This window comes from Xanthomonas campestris pv. phormiicola (assembly GCA_025666215.1).
In the GTDB taxonomy this organism is placed as follows: domain Bacteria; phylum Pseudomonadota; class Gammaproteobacteria; order Xanthomonadales; family Xanthomonadaceae; genus Xanthomonas_A; species Xanthomonas_A campestris_A.
In genome coordinates this window covers 5,129,254-5,152,199 of the sequence record CP102593.1, presented here as the reverse complement: position 1 = coordinate 5,152,199, position 22,946 = coordinate 5,129,254, and the positions used below count along the sequence as shown (strand labels likewise).

General features: G+C 69.1%; 22 protein-coding genes. 18 read left to right on the top strand and 4 right to left on the bottom strand.

All coding sequences use genetic code 11. The features are described 5' to 3' along the window. The first annotated feature begins 4 nt into the window (after positions 1-4). The 11 genes from NRY95_21855 (at position 5) to NRY95_21805 (ending at position 11,043) form a co-directional block, all read left to right on the top strand. Positions 5-943, top strand: coding sequence for an acetaldehyde dehydrogenase (acetylating) (locus NRY95_21855; GenBank protein ID UYC16285.1), 939 nt, complete (start codon positions 5-7; stop codon positions 941-943). After that, a complete protein-coding gene (gene dmpG, locus NRY95_21850; protein UYC16284.1) occupies positions 943-1,983 on the top strand; it encodes a 4-hydroxy-2-oxovalerate aldolase in 1,041 nt (346 codons plus the stop codon). The genes NRY95_21855 and dmpG overlap by 1 nt, the downstream gene beginning before the upstream one ends. Positions 1,984-2,034: 51 nt before the next feature. Then, positions 2,035-3,882 carry an FAD-dependent monooxygenase gene (locus tag NRY95_21845; GenBank protein ID UYC16283.1) on the top strand — a complete coding sequence of 616 codons (1,848 nt, stop codon included), beginning with the start codon at positions 2,035-2,037 and terminating at the stop codon, positions 3,880-3,882. After that, positions 3,875-4,903 (top strand): amidohydrolase, encoded by a 1,029-nt coding sequence (locus tag NRY95_21840; protein UYC16282.1) that lies wholly within the window; start codon positions 3,875-3,877, stop codon positions 4,901-4,903. The genes NRY95_21845 and NRY95_21840 overlap by 8 nt, the downstream gene beginning before the upstream one ends. A gap of 109 nt (positions 4,904-5,012) precedes the next feature. Next, positions 5,013-5,987 (top strand): transporter, encoded by a 975-nt coding sequence (locus NRY95_21835; protein ID UYC16281.1) that lies wholly within the window; start codon positions 5,013-5,015, stop codon positions 5,985-5,987. Between the two features lie 188 nt (positions 5,988-6,175). Beyond that, positions 6,176-7,171, top strand: coding sequence for an AraC family transcriptional regulator (locus NRY95_21830; GenBank protein ID UYC16280.1), 996 nt, complete (start codon positions 6,176-6,178; stop codon positions 7,169-7,171). Between the two features lie 133 nt (positions 7,172-7,304). Next, positions 7,305-7,622, top strand: a complete 318-nt coding sequence (locus NRY95_21825; GenBank protein UYC16279.1) for a DUF4156 domain-containing protein — start codon at positions 7,305-7,307, stop codon at positions 7,620-7,622. Between the two features lie 102 nt (positions 7,623-7,724). After that, positions 7,725-8,741, top strand: coding sequence for a 3-oxoacyl-ACP synthase III (locus NRY95_21820; protein ID UYC16278.1), 1,017 nt, complete (start codon positions 7,725-7,727; stop codon positions 8,739-8,741). Positions 8,742-8,828: 87 nt separating this feature from the next. Beyond that, positions 8,829-9,992 (top strand): Fic family protein, encoded by a 1,164-nt coding sequence (locus tag NRY95_21815; protein ID UYC16277.1) that lies wholly within the window; start codon positions 8,829-8,831, stop codon positions 9,990-9,992. Beyond that, positions 9,989-10,144 carry a hypothetical protein gene (locus tag NRY95_21810; GenBank protein ID UYC16276.1) on the top strand — a complete coding sequence of 52 codons (156 nt, stop codon included), beginning with the start codon at positions 9,989-9,991 and terminating at the stop codon, positions 10,142-10,144. The genes NRY95_21815 and NRY95_21810 overlap by 4 nt, the downstream gene beginning before the upstream one ends. Continuing rightward, positions 10,141-11,043, top strand: coding sequence for an alpha/beta fold hydrolase (locus NRY95_21805; protein ID UYC16275.1), 903 nt, complete (start codon positions 10,141-10,143; stop codon positions 11,041-11,043). The genes NRY95_21810 and NRY95_21805 overlap by 4 nt, the downstream gene beginning before the upstream one ends. 22 nt (positions 11,044-11,065) lie before the next feature. Here the strand turns inward: NRY95_21805 and NRY95_21800 are convergent, their stop codons facing one another. Both NRY95_21800 and NRY95_21795 read right to left on the bottom strand, forming a co-directional pair. After that, positions 11,066-11,452 (bottom strand): YkgJ family cysteine cluster protein, encoded by a 387-nt coding sequence (locus NRY95_21800; protein UYC16274.1) that lies wholly within the window; start codon positions 11,450-11,452, stop codon positions 11,066-11,068. Positions 11,453-11,560: 108 nt separating this feature from the next. Next, positions 11,561-12,457, bottom strand: a complete 897-nt coding sequence (locus NRY95_21795) for a LysR family transcriptional regulator (protein ID UYC16273.1) — start codon at positions 12,455-12,457, stop codon at positions 11,561-11,563. Between the two features lie 99 nt (positions 12,458-12,556). Between NRY95_21795 and NRY95_21790 the strand changes: the two genes are divergently transcribed. From NRY95_21790 to NRY95_21780, 3 genes are all read left to right on the top strand, one after another. Next, positions 12,557-13,156 (top strand): short chain dehydrogenase, encoded by a 600-nt coding sequence (locus NRY95_21790; protein ID UYC16272.1) that lies wholly within the window; start codon positions 12,557-12,559, stop codon positions 13,154-13,156. A 265-nt stretch (positions 13,157-13,421) separates the two neighbouring features. Continuing rightward, a complete protein-coding gene (locus tag NRY95_21785) occupies positions 13,422-15,089 on the top strand; it encodes a fatty acid CoA ligase family protein (protein ID UYC16271.1) in 1,668 nt (555 codons plus the stop codon). 10 nt (positions 15,090-15,099) lie between these two features. Next, positions 15,100-16,680 (top strand): winged helix-turn-helix domain-containing protein, encoded by a 1,581-nt coding sequence (locus NRY95_21780; protein ID UYC16270.1) that lies wholly within the window; start codon positions 15,100-15,102, stop codon positions 16,678-16,680. Here NRY95_21780 and NRY95_21775 read toward each other — a convergent pair. Further along, complete coding sequence (locus NRY95_21775; GenBank protein UYC16269.1) at positions 16,664-17,794, bottom strand: beta-lactamase family protein; 1,131 nt, start codon at positions 17,792-17,794, stop codon at positions 16,664-16,666. The genes NRY95_21780 and NRY95_21775 overlap by 17 nt on opposite strands. Before the next feature lie 196 nt (positions 17,795-17,990). On the opposite strand from NRY95_21775, the gene NRY95_21770 reads away from it, so the two are divergent. After that, a complete protein-coding gene (locus NRY95_21770; protein ID UYC16268.1) occupies positions 17,991-19,001 on the top strand; it encodes an NAD-dependent epimerase/dehydratase family protein in 1,011 nt (336 codons plus the stop codon). A 62-nt stretch (positions 19,002-19,063) separates the two neighbouring features. Next, entirely contained in the window at positions 19,064-19,222 is a 159-nt protein-coding gene (locus NRY95_21765; protein ID UYC16267.1) for a DUF1328 domain-containing protein, read from the top strand. Between the two features lie 93 nt (positions 19,223-19,315). Here NRY95_21765 and ddlA read toward each other — a convergent pair whose 3' ends face one another. Continuing rightward, positions 19,316-20,449: a D-alanine--D-alanine ligase gene (gene ddlA, locus NRY95_21760; protein UYC16266.1), complete on the bottom strand. Its 1,134-nt coding sequence runs from the start codon at positions 20,447-20,449 to the stop codon at positions 19,316-19,318. A 118-nt stretch (positions 20,450-20,567) separates the two neighbouring features. Between ddlA and NRY95_21755 the strand changes: the two genes are divergently transcribed. Further along, positions 20,568-21,209 (top strand): SCP2 sterol-binding domain-containing protein, encoded by a 642-nt coding sequence (locus tag NRY95_21755; protein ID UYC16265.1) that lies wholly within the window; start codon positions 20,568-20,570, stop codon positions 21,207-21,209. Next, positions 21,206-22,864: a ubiquinone biosynthesis regulatory protein kinase UbiB gene (ubiB, locus tag NRY95_21750; GenBank protein ID UYC16264.1), complete on the top strand. Its 1,659-nt coding sequence runs from the start codon at positions 21,206-21,208 to the stop codon at positions 22,862-22,864. Before NRY95_21755 ends, ubiB begins: the two co-directional genes overlap by 4 nt. Positions 22,865-22,946: the final 82 nt, after the last annotated feature.

Genomic DNA, 22,946 nt, shown 5'->3' with positions numbered 1-22,946 from the left:
CCAGATGGGCAAGATGAAAGCGGCGATCATCGGTTCCGGCAACATCGGCACCGATCTGATGATCAAGATCATGCGCCAGTCGGACGTGCTGGAAATGGCCGCCATGGCCGGGATCGACCCGGCCTCCGACGGGCTGGAGCGCGCACGCCGGCTGGGCGTGGCCACCACGCACGAAGGGATCGACGGCCTGAGCCGGCTCGCGGCATGGCCGGAGATCGGCGTGGTGTTCGACGCCACCTCGGCAGGCGCGCATCCGCGTCACAGCGAAGTGGCGACCGCTGCGGGCAAGGTGATGATCGACCTGACCCCGGCGGCGATCGGTCCCTATGTGGTTCCGGTGGTCAATGGCCAGCGCCATACCGATGCGGCCAACGTCAACATGGTCACCTGCGGCGGCCAGGCCACGATCCCGATCGTCGCCGCGGTGTCGTCGGTGGCCACCGTGCACTACGCCGAAATCGTCGCCTCCATCGCGTCCAGGAGCGCCGGTCCCGGCACGCGCGCCAATATCGACGAATTCACCGAAACCACCAATCGCGCGCTCGAGCAGGTCGGCGGAGCGGCCAGGGGCAGGGCGATCATCATCCTCAATCCGGCCGAACCGCCGATGCTGATGCGCGACACGGTCTTCATCCTGTCTTCCGGCGCCGACGAGGCGCCGATCGCGGCCGCGATCGAGGCGATGGTGGCCAAGGTGGCGAGCTACGTGCCCGGCTATCGGCTGAAGCAGCGGATCCAGTTCGAGCGCTGCGGCGCCGACAATCCGGTGACCATTCCCGGGGTCGGAACATTCCAGGGCCTCAAGACCAGCGTGTTCCTGGAAGTGGAGGGTGCCGCCCACTACCTGCCGGCCTATGCCGGAAACCTCGACATCATGACCTCGGCAGCATTGCGCACCGCGGAAAGCATGGCGGCCGCACGCATGCACAAGGAGATGGCGTGATGGCCTTCGATCCGGCGCAGACCAAGCTCTACATCCAGGACGTCACGCTTCGCGACGGCATGCATGCCATCCGCCATCGCTACGATCTGGACCAGGTGCGGCAGATCGCCGGCACGCTGGATCGCGCGGGCGTGGACGCGATCGAGGTCGCCCACGGCGATGGCCTGAACGGCTCCTCGTTCAACTACGGCTTCGGCCGCCACACCGACTGGGAGTGGATCGAGGCCGCCGCCGACGTGATCGAACGTGCCGTGCTGACCACGCTGCTGATCCCCGGCATCGGCACCATCGAGGAACTGAAGCATGCCTATTCGCTCGGCGTGCGCTCGGTCCGGGTCGCAACGCATTGCACCGAGGCCGATATCTCGCGCCAGCACATCGGCGCGGCGCGCGACCTGGGCATGGACGTGTCCGGATTCCTGATGATGAGCCACATGCTTGAGCCGGACGCGCTCGCCGCGCAGGCGAAACTGATGGAAAGCTATGGCGCCCACTGCGTCTACGTGACCGACAGCGGCGGGGCGATGGACATGGACGCCTACCGCGCCAGGCTCGATGCCTACGATCGGGTGCTCAAGCCGGAAACCCAGCGTGGCATCCATGCCCATCACAACCTGTCGCTGGGCGTGGCCAATTCGATCGTCGGCGTGCAGGGCGGCGCCATCCGCATCGATGCCAGCCTGGCGGGCATGGGCGCCGGTGCCGGCAATGCGCCGCTGGAAGTGTTCATCGCCGCCGCCGACCGCAAGGGCTGGAACCATGGTTGCGACCTGTATGCGTTGATGGATGCCGCCGAGGATCTGGTGCGTCCGCTGCAGGACCGGCCGGTACGGGTCGACCGCGAGACCTTGAGCCTGGGCTACGCCGGCGTCTATTCCTCTTTCCTGCGCCACGCGGAAAAAGCCAGCCTGGAGCACGGCGTGGAGACGCGCGACCTGCTGGTCGAACTGGGCCGCCGGCGCATGGTCGGCGGACAGGAGGACATGATCGTGGATGTCGCCTTGGACCTGGCGAGCGGAGCCCGGCATTCCAGCCGCTGAACACGAGACCGCCAAACGTCTGACTGAATCGGTTTCCTCGGGAGGGAAAACGTGCAGAACAACATCGCAATCGCCGGCTACGCTATCCGTACGCCGGTGCTGATCGTGGGTGCCGGGCCGGCGGGGCTGACCGCGTCGCTGGCGCTGAGCCGCTATGGCGTTGCCCACATCATGCTGGATCAGTTTCCCGGCGCGGCGCATACCCCGCGGGCGCATATCACCAACCAGCGGACGATGGAGATCTTCCGCGACCTGGGCATCGAGGACGCGATCGCCGCCCAGGCGGTGGCGGCCGAGCAGATGTGGAGCAACGCCTGGATCACCACCATGGCCGGCCCCGAGGTGATGCGCTCGGAGGCATGGGGCGCTGGCGAGGAACATCGCGAGCGCTATCGCCGGGCCAGCCCGTGCAGCATGCTCAACGTGCCCCAGCATATCGTCGAGCCGATCATGGCCGATGCCATCGACGCGATCGGCATCGCCGAGCTGCGCTACGGCCATGCCCTGGAGGCGTTCGTGCAGGACGACGACGGCGTGAGCGCGACCGTGCGCGAGGTGCAAAGCGGCATGCGCTACGTCGTGCGCGCCGATTATCTGATCGGCGCCGACGGCGCCCGCAGCCGCGTGGCCGAGCAACTCGGCCTGCCTTTCGCAGGGCAGATGGGCGAGGGCGGCGAAACGCAGATCGGCGAGGTGATCTACATCTGGATCAAGGCCGACCTGGCCCGCTACTGCGCGCATCGTCCCGGTGCGATGTACTGGTCGACGGATCTGATCGATGGCGCCCATTTCACCATGGTCAGGGCCTGGGACGAATGGGTCGTGGGATGGAACCTTGCTGCCGGACAACCGGCGGCCGCAGCGATCGACCCGGAGGCCGCGCGCCTGCGCATCGCCCGCGCCATCGGCGACCCTTCCGTCGCGATCGAGATCAAGAACATCTCGCGCTGGAAACTCAACAGGATGTGGGCCTTGCGCTATGGCGAAGGCCGTGTCTGGTGCGCCGGCGACGCGGTGCACCGCCATCCGCCGATGAACGGGCTCGGCTCGAACACCTCGGTGGCCGACGGCTACAACCTGGCGTGGAAGCTCAAGTTGCTGCTCGAAGGCGATGCCGGCCCGGGACTGCTCGCCAGTTACGAGCAGGAGCGCCAGCCGATCGGCGAAAGGATCGTCAACCGCGCCTGGACCTCCGTGGTCGCGATGTTCGGCAGGCTGTATCCCGAGGTGCTCGGCTATACCCAGCATTCGGCGCCCGAGGACGTCGCCCGGGCCCTGGAGCGCATGCGCGAGGACACGGCGGAAGGCGAGCAACGCCGGGCCGCGTTCGAACGCTTCCGCAGCGCCGAACTGGATCCGGCCTTCAATGCGCTGGGCATCGAGTTGGGCTACCGATACCGGACCGGCGCGCGGGTCGACGACGGCACGCCGGAACCTGCGATCCCGGGGCACGAGGATGTGGAGTTCGCGCAGACGACGTGGCCGGGCGCGCGCCTTCCGCATGTCTGGCTCGAGAAAGGGGTGCGCAGGATATCGTCGCTGGACCTGGTCGGGCGCGGCCGCTTCGTGCTCTTGACCGGGCGCGGTGGCACGCCGTGGTTCGATGCGGCGCGCGCGGTTGCGCGCGAGTGCGGCCTGCTCATCGCGGTGGTGCCGATCGGCACCCGCTTCGGCACGGTCAGGGATCCGCTGGGCCACTGGGCGCGCGTGCGCGGCGTGGACAGCGATGGCGCGGTGCTGGTGCGTCCGGACGGGCATGTCGCCTGGCGCGCGCAAACCTGCTCCCAGGCCGGCGCATTGGCGGAGGTGGTCGGGCGCCTGCTCGGTCATGCGCCGTCATCCGTTGTCGCCGGCGGGCGCGCCCGCCAGGCGCAGATCCGGCGGGCGGCCAATGACTGAGCGCAACGCCGCCGCGCACTGCGCGCACGTGCCGCGCCTGGTCGACGGCTGGATCGATGTGCATGCGCATTTCGCGCCGCCGCGCAGCGCCGCGCAACGCGACGCCATCTGGGCGCATCTGCAGGCGGACAACTGGACCGGTTGCCAACCTCCGGAATGGACGCTCGACGAACGCCTCGCCTACATGGATCGGGTCGGGATCGCCATGCAGATGCTGAGCATGGTCGGGCACGACGCGGAGGCGGCGCACGCCGCCAATGCCTATGGCGCGCAACTGCGCGATCGCCACCCGGCGCGCTTCGGGTTGCTGGCCGGCCTGCCCACCGACGCGGCCGACGCGGCGCTTGCCGAACTCGCCCACGCCGAGCGGCTCGCCGCCGACGGCTTTGCCGTGTATTGCCGGTACAACGGCGTGTTCCTGTCCGATGCGCGGCTGGAGCCGCTGTGGCGCGAGCTCGACCGGCGCGCGGCGGTGGTGTTCGTCCATCCCGACCATGCGCTGCCGGGGCAGTTCGGCCGTCCCGGCGTGCTGATGGACGTCGCCTACCAGACCGCCAGCGTCGTCGCCGACATGCTGTATGCCGGCATCTTCCGGCGCTACCCAGGCATCCGCTTCGTGCTGGCGCACTGCGGCGGGGCGCTGCCCGCCTTGTCCGGCCGCCTGCTCCTGCTCGGAACGCAGCCATGGGTGCCCAATCCGCAGCGGCTGAGCGAGGACGAAATGCGCCGTCAACTCGCTGCGCTGTATCTGGACACGGCGATGGCCGGCCACGCGCCCAGCCTGTCGGCCGGTATCGCGATGACGTCCTGCGAGCATCTGGTGTACGGGTCCGATTGCGGCGCGCCATGCACGGTCGATGCCACGGCGATCGCCAACATCCGGGCGCTGCTAGCGTTCCAGGGCCTGGATGCGCAGCAGATCGCACAGATCGGGCGCAATGCGCTGGCGCTGTTTCCCGCCGCCGCCGCCCGCATGCGCTCCATGTCCGGCGCCGCGCCGGGCCACCGCGCCACGCCCTAGCGCAGCGACTCCCCCTTCGATTTGGAGCAGCCAGCAAGCGATCCAATCCGCAACGCATCGCCGATGCGTCCAACAACAACGCTAGAACGACTTTCGGGAGGGAGAAGTTATGCGCGACACATTCAACCGGATCCAGCGATGGACACTCCTGGTCATCGGCGCCTGCGCGCTGGTGGCAGCGTCAGCCCATGCCAGTGAGACGCCGATCTATGGCGGCCCGATCGGCGGGACCGACATCGGCGGCGCCTATCTGCCGCCCCAACCCGGGCTCTATCTCGCCGGCGTCTTCGCCGATGCAAAATCCGATCGTTACTACGATCGCAACCGCGACCGGCTGCCGATCGACACCACGTTCGCGGCCAATGCCGCAGTGCTCGGTGCGCTCTACGTGTATCCCGGCACCTTCCTCGGAGGCTCGCTGGCCTCTTCGGCGCAAATCGGCTTTGGCCAGCGCTGCTTGCGCTTCGGCACCCGCTCGTGCACCAGCGGGGCGACCGATCTCTATACGGATGTGGTCTTCTGGAGCCGGTTTCTGGGCTCGGCCGCGACGGCGCCTGGCGCCGGTGGCGGGCATCTGCCGTACGGACTGGTGGTCGGTGGCGGCCTGGGCGTCACCGCGCCGACAGGCGCCTATTCCAAGGCGCGCAGCGCCAATACCGGCGGCAACATCTTCATCGTCTCCCCCAACGTGGCCGCGACCTACCTGACCGGCCCCAATTTCCTCGGCGGCGACGGCACGGAAATCAGCGGCCGCCTGTTCTACTCCTCGCCACGGCGTAACGATGCGACCGGTTTCGATGCCGGCGCCGTGGTCGATCTGGACTGGGCGCTGACCCAGCGCTACGGAAATTGGCAGGTGGGACTCACCGGGCAGCAAGCCGAGCAGATCGAAAACGACCGGCTTGCCGACGGACAGCGCAGCGGCGCGCTGAAATTCTCCCAGGGCACGGTCGGGCCGATGGTCGCCGTGTTCGTCCCGAGCATCGGCAGTTTCGTGAAAGTCAAGCTGACCTTCGGCTACGACACGAAGAACACCTTCGACAATACCGGCTTGTACGTCATCGTGTCGCGCAAGGCGTTTTGAGCGCGATGGCCTCCTGATCGGGCGGATTGAACATGGCCGGCGTCTCTCTATACTCCTCGTCCTTGAGAACTTCTGGACTTGGGCCGCGGCTTGGGGGCATGGGTCCGTATCCACACCCGGGGGCTGGCGTGACGGAATCTGCGGACCGGATGGGAAGATCCACGAGCAGCGGTTCGGCGCTGGCGGCATTGACCAATCCCGCCAGCTACCGCCCGCCGCACGCGCTGGACGAACTGCTGCGTTCGATCCGGCTTTCCGGTGCGTTTCCTGCCTACACTTATCTGACGGCGCCCTTCGGCGTCGACGTCGCCTACGAAGCGGATACCCTGGTCTTCTATGAAGCGACCGCGGGCAGTTGCCTGGTGCGCCTGCAGGGGGTGGCCGAGCCGGTGCTGTTCGAAACCGGGGATGCGTTCATCATTCCGCGGCATATCCGGCACACGCTGGTCAATGTGCTCGACGCGGAGGTGATCGATCTGCGGGAGCTGCTTTCCGCACAGATCGAGCCGTACTTCCTGGACGAGCACGGCGTGCCCTCGTTATCGGAGTTCCTGAGCCATCAGGTGTGGCACGGCGGCGGCGGGGAGCTTTTCGCGCTGCGCATGTTGCTGATGTTCGTCGATCGCAACGTGCCCAGCTCGATGCTGTGCAGCCTGCCTTCTCCGATTCTGCTGAAGGGCTTTGGCACGAGGCGCAAGGCGTTGCTGGAGAGCATGTTCGGCGAGTGCGAATCGCAGCGGGAAAGCGGTTTCCTGGCGCAGCCGATCTATATCCGCCTGGCGGAAGCGTTGCTGGCGGTGGCGTTGAAGGATGCCGCCACGCTGCATCCGGGCGACCCGGTGTACAAGGGGCTGGCCGATCCGGTGGTGTCGCACATCATGAGCCTCATCATGCACGACCCCGGCCGGCACTGGGACCTGCCGTCGCTTGCCAAGGAGGCGTGCCTGTCCGGTTCCGCGCTCAACACCCGCTTTCACGCCTCCACGGGAATGGCGCCGGGACATTTCGTGATCCATGCGCGCATGCTGCAGGCCAGCGACATGCTCGCTAACACCTCGTTCAGCCTTGCGCAGATCGCCGAAAAGGCCGGCTACAGTTCGGAGGCGGCGTTCAACCGCAGCTATCACCGCTGGAGCGGCGTGACTCCCGGCAAGGCCCGCACGCTGCGCCGGCGAGGCGGATAGCCGCCGCGAGGCGGGGCACCGGCGGCTACGGGTGTGAGGCCGGCATGTCCGCGGTCCGGGTCGGCCCCGGCGTCATTGCCAATTCAGCGATCTGCGGCACAATCCGGGTTCTCTCAGCCTGCGGTCCCTCTTCATGCGCCTCCCGATCGTGTTGCTCCTGCTCGCCAGTCTCGCCGCCTGCACCTGGGTGCCGATGGCGCCGGAAGGCAAGACCGTGCGCGTGCTGCCGCCAGGGCAGGTCCCGGCCGGCTGCGAGAAGCGTGGCGAAGTGGTGGTGTCGGTGAAGAGCAATGTGGGCTTCTACCAGCGCAACCCGCTGCGGGTACGCGAGGAGCTGGAGACCCTGGCGCGCAACGAGGCCCCGGGCATCGGCGCCAACACGGTACAGGCGATGGGCGAACCGGCCGACGGCGACCAGCGCTATGCCGCCTATCAGTGCGGCGCTCGCTGAACGGGTTAAGCCATACGCTGCGTTCCAATTTGTTAAAGATGCGGTAAAACCGGGCAGCCGCTAGAATTGGCGCCCCTTCGCCTTATCCCGGCGTACATCTCGATGCTCTTCAACAATGTCTCCATCGCGGGACTGGCGCACATCGATGCGCCGCACACGCTGACTTCCAAGCAGATCAACGAACGCCTGCAACCGACCTACGACCGTCTCGGCATCCGCACCGACGTGCTCGGCGACATCGCCGGCATCCACGCGCGGCGCATGTGGGACGCGGACATGCAGGCGTCGGACGCGGCCACCCTGGCCGCGCGCAAGGCGATGACCGACGCCGGCATCGACGCCGGCCAGGTCGGGCTGCTGGTCAATACCTCGGTCAGCCGCGACTACCTGGAACCGTCCACCGCCAGCATCGTCTCCGGCAACCTGGGCGTGGGCGAGGAATGCATGACCTTCGACGTCGCCAATGCCTGCCTGGCCTTCATCAACGGCATGGACATCGCGGCGCGGATGATCGAGCGCGGCGAGATCGACTATGCGCTGGTGGTGGACGGCGAGACCGCCAACCTGGTGTACGAGAAGACCCTGGAGCGGATGACCTCGCCGGACGTCACCGCACAGGAATTCCGCGACGAGCTGGCCGCGCTGACCCTGGGCTGCGGCGCCGCGGCGATGGTGATGGCGCGCGCCGAGCTGGTCCCGGACGCGCCGCGCTACCGCGGCGGCGTGACCCGCTCGGCCACCGAGTGGAACACCCTGTGCCGGGGCAACCTGGACCGCATGGTCACCGATACCCGCATGCTGCTGATCGAAGGCCTCAAGCTGGCGCAGAAGACCTTCGTCGCCGCCAGGCAGGCGCTGGGCTGGGCGGTGGACGAACTGGACCAGTTCGTGATCCACCAGGTCAGCCTGCCGCACACCCAGGCCTTCATCAAGAACTTCGGCATCGACCCGAAGAAGGTGATGACCATCTTCGGCGAGCACGGCAACATCGGCCCGGCCAGCGTGCCGATCGTGCTGAGCAAGCTGCGCGAACTGGGGCGCCTGAAGAAGGGCGACCGGATCGCGCTGATGGGCATCGGCTCGGGCCTGAACTGCTCGATGGCCGAGGTGGTCTGGTAGCGGGACGGAGGCCTGGCGGACGCATAAGACGTGTTAAAAAAAATGGATTTTTAGTACACGTTATTGCATCATGTTCGTTCTCCGAACATGATTGACGCAGCCATGGAAGATGTGTCGACGTTCAAGGCCGAGTTCCCGTACAACGATCTCCCGTTGCTGCCCCCAACGGGAGATATCGAGACCCGCAGCCTGCTCAAGGCCTGCATCGGGGCTAGAACCGCGTTGGCCGAGTTGAAGCAGGCCACGGCGCTGCTGCCAAATCCCACGGTGTTGATCAACACGATTCCGATCCTCGAGGCTCAGGCCAGTTCGGAGATCGAGAACATCGTCACCACGACGGACGACCTGTTCCGCTACGCCGAAGATCAGGACAAGGCGCAGAAGCCTGCCACCAAGGAGGCGTTGCGCTACCGCAGCGCGCTCTACGAAGGCTTCCAGTCTTTGCAGCAGCGCCCCTTGTGCACGGATACCGCGGTCGTCGTCTGCAGCCGCATCAAGGCGGTGCAGATGCAGATCCGCCGCGTTCCCGGTACGGCCCTGGCCAACGATCAGACCCAGCAGGTCATCTATACCCCGCCGGTTGGGGAGACATTGCTGCGCGACAAGCTGGCCAACTGGGAGCGCTTCATCCACGAGCACACCGACATCGATCCATTGATCCGCATGGCGGTCGCGCACTACCAGTTCAAAGCCATCCACCCTTTCACCGACGGCAACGGCCGCACCGGGCGCGTGCTCAATCTGCTGATGCTCATCGAGCAGGGGCTGCTCGACCTGCCGGTGCTGTATCTGTCGCGCTACCTCATCCGCCACCGCAGCGACTATTACCGCCTGCTGCTGGACGTGACCCGGCATGGCCGCTGGGCCGAGTGGATCCAGTACATGCTCAGCGCCGTGGCCGAGACCGCTGCCTGGACCACGGCCAAGATCCAGGCGATCCGCGGGCTGGAGGCACAAGCGCGCGATTACATTCGCAGCCATGCGCCCAAGGCGTATAGCCGGGAGCTCGTGGAGGTGATTTTCAACCAGCCCTATTGCCGCATCCAAAACGCCGTGGAGGTGGTGGGCGTGACCCGGCAGACCGCTGCGCGTCAGTTGAAGGAGTTGGTGGAGATTGGCGTGTTGCAGGAGCAGCGCCTGGGCAAGGAAAAACTGTTTCTGCACCCTGCTTTTCTGCGCCTGCTCTCCAATGACGACCATCGTTTGCCTGCTTACCATGCGTCTGCGCGCGATGAGGAATCGATGGCGTGATTGGCAAGCACGGCGCGGTCCATCGAGACGGTGGCGCAGTCTTCATGGTGGCAAGTGAGCGCGGCGAGCGCGAATTCTTCTCCCTGCCGAAGTTGGGCGAATGCCCACAAAACGCGGGTTCCTTCGATCTGGATCGGATGCGATTTGCATGAACTACCCCGGCTACCCCTTCACCCCGCAGCGTTTCCAGGTGCGTCCGGGGCTGGCGCTGTCCTACCTCGACGAAGGCCCGCGCGATGGCGAGGTGGTGCTGATGCTGCACGGCAATCCGTCGTGGAGCTATCTGTGGCGGCATCTGGTGACCGGCCTGTCGGACCGCTACCGCTGCATCGTGCCCGACCATATCGGCATGGGCCTGTCGGACAAGCCGGACGATGCGCCGGGCGCGCAGCCGGGCTACGACTACACCTTGCAATCGCGCGTGGACGATCTCGACGCGCTGCTGCGGCACCTGGGCATCGACGGCCCGGTGACGCTGGCGGTGCACGACTGGGGTGGCATGATCGGCTTCGGCTGGGCGCTGTCGCACCACGCGCAGGTCAGGCGGCTGGTGATCACCAACACCGCCACGTTCCCGTTGCCGGCGGCCAAGCCGATGCCGTGGCAGATCGCGATGGGCCGGCATTGGCGCCCGGGCGAGTGGTTCATCCGCACCTTCAACGCGTTCTCCTCCGGCGCCTCGTGGCTGGGCGTGTCGCGGCGCATGCCGGCGGACGTGCGCCGCGCCTACGTGGCGCCCTACGACAACTGGGCCAATCGCATCTCCACGATCCGCTTCATGCAGGACATCCCGCTGTCGCCGGCCGACAAGGCCTGGTCGCTGCTGGAACGCTCGGCGCAGGCGCTGCCGTCGTTCGCCGACCGCCCGGCGTTCATCGCCTGGGGCCTGCGCGACATCTGCTTCGACCATCACTTCCTGGCCGGTTTCCGCCAGGCGCTGCCGCAGGCCGAGGTCATGGCGTTCGAGGATGCCAACCATTACGTGCTCGAAGACAAGCACGAGGTGCTGGTGCCGGCGATCCGCACGTTCCTGGACACGCATCCGCTCTAGGCTGCCGTGCGGTGCCGTCGGCTCAGGCGTCGTCCGGCAACGGATTGCGCTCGGCGTCGCCGACGTCGGTCCAGTCGCTCGCGGTCAGCGCAGGCAAACCATGCGCCAGCCGCGACTTGTCGCACTGCGCGCTGCGTTGGCCGAACTCCAGCGAGGCGGGCACCGCGGCGCATACCGACGGGCGCCGGTCGTGGATCGTGCAGCGGCTGTAGCGGCCGATCTGCGCGTCCAGCGCCACGCAGCGCGGCTGCGCCTGCGAGGTGCCGCGCATCACCCGTTCGTGGGTGCGCAACGGTTCGGTGAGCGCGAACGGGACCCTGCCGCCCAGGTCGGGATCGGCTTCGCTCCAGTGGAAACTGACGCGGAAGTAGGCGCAGCAGGCGCCGCAGGTGAGGCAGGGATGTGCCATGGCAGCCGGGCCTTGCGCGGCAAACAGCGGTGGGGGGCGCGGCATTCTGACCGAACCGGCGCGCGCTGCAAGCGGCGCGGCATTCAGGCGGCGGCGTTTCGTGCGCGATCAGGCCAGTCGCGGCGCCGCATGCTGCTGCAGGAAGGTCAGAAAACTGGCGAGCTTGGGCAGCGGTCGACGGTCCTGCCGGTACAGCGCGTGGACCGAGCGGCTGGCCGGCAGATAGGCGTCGAGCACACCGACCAGGCGTCCGGCGGCCAGGTCCTCGGCCACCAGCACCTGCGGTTGCAACAGCAGCCCGGCGCCGTGCAGGGCGGCCTGGCGCAAGGCGGCGCTGCTGTTGCAGCGCAGGGCGGTCTCGGCCGGCCAGCCCGCGGTCGCGCCGGACGTCTCCAGCCGCCAGGCCGAGCGCGGGTTCCAGGCCGCGTGGCCGAGGCAGCGGTGCGCGGCCAGGTCGGCGGGCGTGGCCGGCACGCCGTGGCGCGCCAGATAGGCCGGCGCGGCGCAGATCGCCATGCGGTAGTGGCCCAGCGGGCGCGCCACCAGGTTCAGGGCGGGATCCAGCGCGCCGACCCGGATCGCCAGGTCGATGCCGTCCTCGATCAGGTCGACCACGCTGTTGCTCAGGTCCAGTTCGATGCGCACCTGCGGGAACTGCGCCTGGTAGTCGGCCACCGCCGCGGCGATCACGCACTCGCCCAGCGTGGTGGCGGCGCTGATCCGCAGCAGCCCGCTCGGCGCGGCGGCCAGGCGCTCGACCGAGCTTTCGGCCCAGCGCAGCTGTTCGAGCACGCGCTTGCCTTCTTCGTAGAAGCGGCGGCCGGCGTCGGTCAGGCCCTGGCGGCGGGTGCTGCGTTCCAGCAGCCGCGCGCCCAGATGGCTCTCGAGCTGCCGGACCAGCTTGCCGACCATCACCGCGCTGATGTCCAGCCGCCGCGCGGCAGCGCTGAAGCTGCCCGCCTCCACGGCGGCGACGAAGACCTCGATGCTGCGCAGCTTGTCCACGATTGCGAACCCTGGGTTTGCAGTGCTGGAAATTCTGCGCCATTTTTCGCCGCCCGGTACACGGCCAGACTGCCTGCCTCACAACGCAGGAGCAGTGGCATGAAGGCAGTCGTCATCGGCGGAACCGGCACCCTGGGCCGGGCCGTGGTGCAGGAACTGGGGCGCGACCACGAGGTGATCGCGGTCGGCCACACGCGCGGCGCTTACACCGTGGACATCACCGACGACGCCAGCGTGCAGGCGCTGTTCGCCGCGCTGGGGCCGGTGGATGCGATCGTCTCGACCAGCGGCGAACTGCACTTCGGCGAGCTCGCCACGCTGCAGCCGGCGCAATTCGCGCTGGGCCTGCAGCACAAGCTGCTGGGCCAGGTGCGGCTGGCGCTGTTGGGCCAGCACCATCTCAACGAGGGCGGTTCGATCACGCTGACCGGCGGCATCGTCGCCGACGAGCCGATCCGCGGCGGCAGCAACGCCACCACGGTCAATGTCGCGCTGGAAGGCTTCGTGCGCGCGGCCGCGTGCGAGCTGCGCGGCGGGCGGCGCATCAACGTGGTCAGCCCGACCGTGCTGAGCGAATCGGCCGAACAGTACGGGGCGTTCTTTCCTGGATTCGAGAGCGTCAGCGCCGCGCGCGCGGCGCTGGCCTACCGCCGCAGCGTGGCCGGGATCCAGAGCGGGCGCACGTTCCGGGTCGCCTAGGGCACCAGGCCGCGCCGATCCTGCGCGCGAACGGGGCAAGCAAGAGCGGACGTGGACGCGTGTGCAGTCCCGAGCCATGACGCGCCCCGCATACGCGCAAGAGCGGCCGAGCGGGCCGCTCTTGCGCCACGCGGCTTGCGCCGGCCGCCAGTCAGGCGCTGCGCCGCGCAGCACCTGCTGGCGATCCGACAGACCCAACGTGACCTGCTCGGCAATGCATGACATGTCTTGGCGGCAGGGCGGCGCCATCGGCGATAATCGGCCGATGACCACGACCCCCATCTGCAACATTGCCGCGACGCTGCCGCCGCTGGCGCGCGAGCGTCCCGAGCAGATCGCCATCCGCTGCCCGGGCGGCCGCGGCGCCAACGGCCTGGCCGCCTACGACGTGACCCTGAGCTATGCGCAGCTGGATGCGCGCAGCGACGCGATCGCCGCCGGGCTGGGCGCCTATGGCATCGGCCGCGGCACCCGCACGGTGGTGATGGTGCGGCCGTCGCCGGAATTCTTCCTGCTGATGTTCGCGCTGTTCAAGGCCGGTGCGGTGCCGGTGCTGGTGGACCCGGGCATCGACAAGCGCGCGCTCAAGCAGTGCCTGGACGAGGCGCAGCCGGAGGCGTTCATCGGCATTCCGCTGGCGCAGCTGGCGCGGCGCCTGCTGGGCTGGGCGCGCTCGGCGCGGCGCATCGTCACCGTGGGCCGGCGCTGGGCCTGGGGCGGTACCACGCTGGCGCAGATCGAGCGTGCCGGCCGCGGCGCCGGCGGCCAGCTGGCCGACACCGCGGCCGACGACGTGGCCGCGATCCTGTTCACCAGCGGCTCCACCGGCGTGCCCAAGGGCGTGGTCTACCGGCATCGCCATTTCGTCGGCCAGATCGAACTGATGCGTAACGCGTTCGACATGCAGGCCGGCGGCATCGACCTGCCGACCTTCCCGCCGTTCGCCCTGTTCGATCCGGCGCTGGGATTGACCTCGGTGATCCCGGACATGGACCCGACGCGGCCGGCCAGCGCCGATCCGCGCAAGCTGCACGATGCGATCGACCGCTTCGGGGTGACCCAGCTGTTCGGTTCGCCGGCGCTGATGCGGGTGCTGGCCGACTACGGGCGGCCGTTGCCGAACGTGCGCTGCGCCACTTCTGCCGGCGCGCCGGTGCCGCCGGAGATCGTGGCCAGGATCTGCAGCCTGCTGCCGGAGGACGGCAAGCTGTGGACGCCGTACGGCGCCACCGAGTGCCTGCCGGTGGCGGCGATCGAGGGCCGCGAGCTGCAGGACACCCGCGCGGCCACCGAAACCGGCGCCGGCACCTGCGTCGGCGCGGTGGTGGCGCCGAACGTGGTGCGCATCATCGCCATCGACGATGCGGCGATTCCCGAGTGGGCGGGCGTGCGCGAGCTGCCGGTGGGCACGGTCGGCGAGATCACCGTGGCCGGGCCGACCACCACCGATACCTATTTCAACCGCGACGCGGCCACGCGCATCGCCAAGATCCGCGAGCGCCTGGACGACGGCAGCGAGCGCATCGTGCATCGCATGGGCGACATCGGCTACTTCGACGCGCAGGGCCGGCTGTGGTTCTGTGGGCGCAAGACCCAGCGCGTGGAGACCGCGCAGGGGCCGCTGTACACCGAGCAGGTCGAACCGATCTTCAACACGCTGCCGGGGGTGCGGCGCAGCGCGCTGGTCGGCATCGGCGAGGCGGGTCGGCAGCGCCCGGTGCTGTGTTACGAACTGGAAGCCGGCACCTGGAAGTGGAGCCAGCTGGAATTGCAGGAACTGGAGCAGCAGTTGCGGGCCACGGCCGCGGCGCACCCGCACACCGCCGGCATCGCCGACTTCCTGCGCCATCCGGGCTTCCCGGTGGATATCCGCCACAACGCCAAGATCGGCCGCGAGAAACTCGCGTTGTGGGCCAAGGACGAACTGCGCTGAGGCCGCGGCGATGGGCGAGCGCTACCGGCTGGACGACCTGCGCATCGACGTGGCACGGCAGCGGGTCGAGCGCGACGGCGTGGCACTGGAGCTGGGCGGGCTGAGTTTCCGCCTGCTGCATTACCTGTTGCGGCAGGGCCAGCGCGTGGTCGGCTTCGACGAACTGATCGCGCAGGTGTGGGCGCCAGTGCTGGTCAACGAGGAGACCGTGACCCAGCGCGTGCGCCTGTTGCGGCAGGCGCTGGGCGATGCCTCGCGGCAGCCGCGCTATCTGCGCTCGGTGCGCGGCCAGGGCTACCAGCTGTGCGCGCCGGTGCGCAGCGAAGAAGACGACGGCGACAGAGACGACGCACCGGCACCGCGACGACCGCGTTGGCGTGGCATCGCGATCGCGGCAGTCGTGGCGCTCGGTGTCGGGGCGCTGGCGGCACTGGCGCGGTCGTGGCATGCGCCGCCGCAGAAAGCGGCGACGTCGCCGTTGCTGCAACGCGCCGAGTATTACGCCGGCATCGGCCAGCGCGACGACAACGAACGCGCGATCGCGCTGTACCGGCAGCGTCTGCAGCAGGTGCCGGACGAGCCGCGCGCGTTGCTCGGACTCAGCCGCGCCTACAGCGCGCGCGTCTGCCAGTACGGCGGCGAGGCGCAATACGTCGCGCTCGCGCGGCGCCTGGCAATGCAGGTGATCGCGGCGCAGCCGCAGCTGGCCGCCGCGCATGCCGCGCTCGGCTACGCGCATGATTGCAGCGGCGAGTACGCGGCCGCCCTGGCCGCCTACGAGCGCGCGCTGCAGCTGGATCCGGGCGCCGATGCGGTGCGCGGCTCGGCTGCGTATCTGTACGAGCGCAAGGGGCAATTGGCGCAGGCGTTGGCCGCCAACCTGCAGGTGCGCGATCCGGCGCGGGTGCGGTTCCTGCCGATCCAGATCGCCAGCAACCTCAACCTGCTCGGCTACGTCAGCGCCGCCGAGGCGCGCTATCGCGACAGCTTCCAGCTGTATCCGGACAGCGCGTTCTCCAATCTGGCCTGGCCGGGCTTCCTGTTCGCGCATGGCCGCACCGCCGAGGCGCAGGCGGCGCTGGACGAGGCGCTGAAGCGCGGCACCGACTATGCCGGCCTGTACCTGCTGCAGACGGAACTGGCACTGGCGCAGGGCGATGCGTCACGTGCGCGCCAGGCCAGTCTGCATGCGCTGCGGCTGCGTCCGCAGGGCAGCCTGGCGCAGACGCTGGCATGGACGCTGGACGCGCAGCCGCGGCCCGCCGCGCCGGCGTTGCGGGCGCGGGCGCAAGACCTGTTGCGCAGCCTCGCGGGTGGCGCCGACCCACTCGATGGGCTGGATGCGGCGCTGCTGCTGCAACTGGCTGGCGACCCGGACGCGGCATTGGATGCATTGCGCCGCGCACAGGCCGCCGGCTATCGCGATGCGGCCTACCTGCGAGTGTCGCCGCTGCTGGCGCCGCTGCGCACGCAGGCCGGCTTCGCCACGTTGCTGGCGCGCAACCAGGCCGACATCGCCGCCCAGCGCGCGCAGGTGCGCCGCGCCGGCCTGCTGCCGCAGGAAACCGGCGCGGCTACGGCAGCGCCTTGAGCACGTAGTCGGCGAGCAGCGCCTGCGACTGCGGGTGCATCTTCGGCGTGTTGTAGGCGCCGCGGGTGATCACCACCACCAGGCGTTCCTCGGGCAGCACGAACACGTAGTTGCCGCCGTTGCCGGACATCGCCCACACCCCGCGCTCCACGCCGCGCACCGGGAAGCGGAAACGCCACAGCAGATAGCCGTAGTCGGCGTCCTCGCGCGCCTGCGCGTGCACCGTGGTCATCGCCCGCACCCAGTCCGCCGGCAGCACCTGCTGGCCGTGCCAGCGGCCCTGGTCGAGCAGCAACTGGCCGAACCTGGCCAGGTCGCGGCTGCGGTAGCGGGTGCCGCCGCCGCCCATGCCCACGCCCTCGGCGGAGCGGCCCCAGTGGACGTCGGTGATGCCCAGTGGCCGTTCCAGCGCCTGCGCGGCGAAGTCTTCCAGGTGCTGGCCGGTGGCTTTCTCCACCAGCGCGCCGAGCAGGAAGCTGCCGGCGGTGCAGTAGGCGAAGGCGCGGCCGTGCGGGCTGTTCTCGGGGCGGCGCATCCACGGCGCGTAGCCCTTGATCGGCAGGTCCAGCGCGAACTGGGTCCAGTCGGCACTGACGTACATGCGTTCCTCGTTGCCGCTGGAGAACGCGTTCTCGTCGTCGCATTCCAGCTGCGAACTCATCGTCAGCAGGTCCTCGACGGTGAGCGCGCGCTTGCGCGGATCCGGGTGTTGCCACTGGCGGTCGCCGAAATAATCGTAGACCTTGGCCTGCGCGCCGGGCAGGCGGCCGCGGTCGATCGCCGCGCCGACCAGCATCGCGATGATGCTCTTGGTCGCCGAGCGGGTGTCTTGCAGGGTCTGCCGGTCGGCATCGCCGAAGTAGCGTTCGTAGACCAGCGCGCCGTCGCGCACGATCAGCACGCTGCTGGTGTCCGGCGCCTTGCCGTCGGCGATGGCCTGCTCCAGTGCCGCGAGCGTGGCCAGGTTCCAGCCGGTGGCCCTGGCGTCGGCGACCTTCCAGCCGTCTTCGAGCGCCGGCGGCGCAGTGGCGGTAGTGGTGGCGGCGGGCGCGGCGTGGGCGAGCGGCGCGGCGAGGACGAACAAGGTGCACAGCAGGAACGGAAGGCGCGACATGGTGGAACTCCGGAAGGATGCAGTCCGCGCATTGCGCCAACGCCGTGGATGAAGTGCCTGATGCCACGGTGAAGAATTATGAAGTTCCACAAGATCAACGACTTGGGCGCTCACCGCCCTCGCCAGCCGTGGCGCGGATCGCCTTCCCGGGCGACCCCGGCTATCGTGTGCGCCCTGGTGCGATCGGTGCGGCGCGATGAAGATAGTGGTGACGGGCGGTGGTGGATTCCTGGGCCAGGCGTTGTGCCGCGGGCTGGTCGCGCGCGGGCACGAGGTGATCAGCTACAACCGCGGGCACTATCCGGAGCTGCAGGCGCTGGGCGTGGCCCAGGTGCGCGGCGACCTGACCGATGCGCAGGCGCTGCACCACGCCGTCGCCGGCGCCGAGGCGGTGTTCCACAATGCGGCCAAGGCCGGTGCCTGGGGCAGCTACGACAGCTACTACCAGCCCAACGTGGTCGGCACCGAGAACGTGCTGGCCGCCTGCCGCGCGCACGGCGTGAGCCGTCTGATCTACACCTCCACACCGAGCGTGACCCATCGCGCCACCCATCCGGTGGAAGGCCTGGGCGCGGACCAGGTGCCGTACGGCGAGAACTTCCAGGCGCCGTACGCGGCGACCAAGGCCATCGCCGAGCGCGCGGTGCTCGCCGCCAACGACGCGCAGCTGGCGGTGGTGGCGCTGCGGCCGCGGCTGATCTGGGGGCCGGGCGACAACCAGATCCTGCCCAAGCTGGTCGCGCGCGCGCAGGCCGGGCGCGTGCGCCTGGTCGGCGGTGGCGGCAACCTGGTCGATTCCACCTTCATCGACAATGCCGCGCAGGCGCATTTCGACGCGTTCGAGCACCTGGCGGTGGGCGCGGCCTGCGCCGGCAAGGCGTACTTCATTTCCAACGCCGAGCCGCTGCCGATGCGCGAGCTGCTGAACAAGCTGCTGGCCGCGACCGGCGCGCCGCCGGTGACCAGGACCCTGTCGTTCAAGGCCGCCTACCGGATCGGCGCCGCCTGCGAAACGCTGTGGCCGCTGCTGCGCCTGCGCGGCGAGCCGCCGCTGACTCGCTTCCTGGCCGAGCAGCTGTGCACGCCGCATTGGTACAGCATGGAACCGGCGCGGCGCGATTTCGGCTACGTGCCGCAGGTTTCGATCGCCCAGGGCCTGCAGCGCCTGGCGTCATCATGGGGCCGCCACACTTCCGTCACTCCCTGACGACCGGCAGTTTCAGAAGATAACTGCGCGCCGATTCGGCACGACAACTTCTGGACCTTGCCATGCTGCATTACGCCATCATCTTCTTCGTCATCGCCATCATCGCGGCCGTGCTGGGTTTCAGCGGCATCGCCGGCGCCGCGACCAACATCGCCTGGATCCTGTTCGTGGTGTTCCTGATTCTGGCCGTGATCTCGATGTTCCGCCGCGGCAAGGTGTAGTCGCCCGCGCTGCATCGCGAACGGCCCGCCGCACCGGAGACATCCGGTGCGGCGGGCCGTTCGTTTTTGTGCGCGCCGCTGGCGCGATTCACGTCATTGCGTGGCGGCTGCCTGTTCGCCTGATCCCGGCAAGGCTACCGCGCTGCGCAGCGCCGCGTCCTGCGCATGGCGGTCCAGCGCCAGCTCGATCAGGCGCGTGATCAGTGCGCGGTAGCTCAGTCCGCTGGCCTGCCACAGCTTCGGATACATGCTGATGCGGGTGAAACCCGGCAGGGTGTTGAGTTCGTTGATCACGATGCGGCCGTCGCCGCTCAGGAACACGTCCACCCGCGCCAGGCCGGCGCATTCCAGCACGGCGTAGGCGCGCAATGCGACGGCGCGGATCCGCTCCTGGGTGGCGTCGTCGATCGCCGCCGGCACCACCACCTCGGCGCCGGTCTCGCTGATGTATTTGGTCTCGTAGGAATAGAACGCGTCGTGCACCACCACCTCGCCGCAGACGCTGGCCTGCGGCGCGTCGTTGCCGAGCACCGCGCATTCGATCTCGCGCCCGTCGATGGCCGCTTCCACCAGCGCCTTGTGGTCGTAGGCCAGGGCCAGCGCCAGCGCCGCGTCGAACGCGGCGGCGTCGTGCACCTTGCTCACGCCCACCGAGGAACCCTGGTTGGCTGGCTTGACGAACAACGGCAGCCCGAACTGCACGGCCAGCGCGGCGAAATCGGCCTGCGCCGCATCGCGGCGGCGGATGCAGGCGAACGGCGCCACCTCCAGCCCGGCGTCGCGCAGCAGGCGCTTGGCCACGTCCTTGTCCATCGCCAGCGCCGAGCCGAGCACGCCGGAGCCGACGAACGGCAGCCCGGCCATGCGCAGCAGGCCTTGCAGCGTGCCGTCCTCGCCCAGGGTGCCGTGCACGATCGGGAACGCCACGTCGATCTGCTCCAGCGCCTGCGCCGGCTGCAGCGCGCGCAGCGGCTGCGCGTCGTTGCCGGGAATCACCGCCACGCCGCGGCCGCTGTGGTGCAGCGCGATGCGCGCCGGATCGTCGGCATGCAGCAGGAATGTATCGCGCTCGCTGGCGTGCCAGCGGCCCTGCTTGTCGATGCCGATCAGGGTGGCGTCGAAACGCTGCGGGTCCAGCGCATCGACGATATTGCGCGCCGATTGCAGCGAAACCTCGTGCTCGGCCGACTTGCCGCCGAAAATGATGCCGACCCGGATCTTGCGCATGCACGTCCTCGCCGCTGGGGCGTCGCTGTGGGGCGCATAGCATGAAGGTTTTGCCCGCCGCGGCCCAGGCCGGCGCGTTGTCGCATGGCGTTGCGCCGCGGCCTTGTAGAATGCGCGCATGTCGCCTTCTCCCCTCGATGCCCTCAAGCCCCTGGCCGGCCGCGCGCTGGAAGCGGCGCTCAACCGCGCGCTGGCGCTGGACCCGGATACCCGCGAGGCGCTGCGCGGTCTCGACGGCCAGCGCGTGGCGCTGACCCTGGACGCGCCGGCGCTGGCGCTGCAGATCCGTGTGGACGGCACGCGCCTGCAGGTTGGACCGGTGGATGCGGCGCAGGAGCCGGACCTGGCGGTGCGCAGCACCCTCGGCGGGCTGTTCGCGCAGCTGCCGTTCCTGGCCCAGGCGCGGCGCGGGGCCAGCCCCGGCGGGCGCGTGCGGGTGTCCGGCGATGCCGAACTGGCGCGGCGCCTGCAGCAGTTGGCGGGGCGTTTCGACCCGGATTGGCAGCGCCCGTTCACCCAGGTGTTCGGCGACGTGCTCGGCGTGCAGTTCGCCAACGCGGCGCGCGCGGCACTGCAGCAGGCCCAGCGCAGCGCGCAGGACCTGGCGCAGAGCGCGGCCGAATTCGTCACCGAGGAATCGCGCGACGTGGTCCCGCGCGCCGAGCTGGAGGCGTTCTACGACGATGTGGATGCGGTGCGCGACGATGTCGAGCGCCTGGCCGCGCGGGTGGCGCGGCTGCAGCCGGGACGCGGCGCATGAAGGCGATGTTCCGCGCCAGCCGCATCGGCCGGGTGATCCTGCGCTACCGCCTGGACGATCTGCTCGACGGCACCCCGGCCGAGCGCTGGCTGCGCCTGGCCAAGCCGTTCGTGCCGCGCGCCAGCCCGGACATCGCCGCGCAGTCGCGCGGCGCGCGGCTGCGCCTGGCGCTGCAGGACCTGGGCCCGATCTTCGTCAAGTTCGGGCAGATCCTGTCCACCCGCCGCGACCTGATGCCGCCGGACGTGGCCGAGGAACTGACCCTGCTGCAGGACCGGGTGCGCCCGTTCGACGGCGAGGCCGCGCGGCGCATCGTCGAGCAGGCGCTGGGGCAGCCGATCGGCGTGGCCTTCGCCAGTTTCGACACCACCCCGCTGGCCTCGGCCTCGATCGCGCAGGTGCATGCGGCGACGCTGCACGACGGCCGCGAAGTGGTGGTCAAGGTGCTGCGCCCGGACATCGAGCGGCAGATCGACGCCGACATTGCCCTGTTGAAATCCGCCGCCGCGCTGGTCGATCGCGCGCATCCGCGCGCCGACAAGATCCGTCCGCGCGAAGTGGTGGCCGAGATCGAGACCACCCTGGCCGCGGAACTGGACCTGCAGCGCGAAGGCGCCAACGCCAGCGTGCTGCGCCGCTTCTGGCTGCATTCGGACGACATGTACGTGCCGGAGGTGATCTGGAGCCATACCGCCGAGCGCGCGCTGACCCTGGAACGGGTGCGCGGCATTCCTTCCGACGACATCGCCTCGCTCGATGCCGCCGGCATCGACCGCAAGGCGCTGGCGGCCAAGGGCGTGCGCGTGTTCTACACGCAGGTGTTCCGCGACAACTTCTTCCATGCCGATGCGCACGCCGGCAACATCTGGGTGGACAGCGATCCGGCGCGACGGATCAACCCGCGCTTCATCGCGCTGGACTTCGGCATCATGGGCCAGCTGTCGCAGGAAGATCAGTACTACCTGGCCGAGAACTTCATGGCCATCTTCAACAAGGACTACCGGCGCATGGCCGAGCTGCACGTGGAGGCGGGCTGGATGCCGGCCAACGTGCGCATCGACGAACTGGAGGCGGCGGCGCGCTCGGTATGCGAGCCGTACTTCACCCGGCCGCTGTCGCAGATCTCGCTGGCCGAGGTGCTGATCAAGCTGTTCCGCGTCGCCCAGCGTTACCAGCTGACCCTGCAGCCGCAGCTGATCCTGCTGCAGAAGACCCTGCTCAACATCGAGGGCGTCGGCCGCCAGCTGGATCCGCAGCTGGACATCTGGGCGGTGGCGCGGCCGGTGCTCGAGCGCATCCTGGTCGAGCGCTACAGCCCGCAGCGCGCGCTGCACGAACTGCGCAAGCGGCTGCCGGAAATCATGACCCACGCGCCGGACATGCCGCGCCTGGTCCACAGCTGGCTGCGCCAGCAGGTGGAAGGCGGCCACGAGCTGTCGATGCGCTCGCGCGATCTGTCCGACCTCAACCTGATCCTGCTGCGCATGCAGCGCCGCGTGGTCACCGCGATCAGCGGCGTGGGCCTGCTCACCGTCGCCGTGCTGCTGTACGCGCTCCACGCGGGTGGGCCGCAACTCGGCGGCGCCTCGCTATGGGCGTGGATCGCCGGCGGCATCGGCGTGGTCAGCCTGCTCTCGGCATGGTGGCGGCGCTAGGTTCCTCGCCACCGCCGCGCGATATGCGCTGCGTTGCAGCGCCGAACGCCGCCGCGTTTTTCCTTCAGCTTCGGAGCCGCAC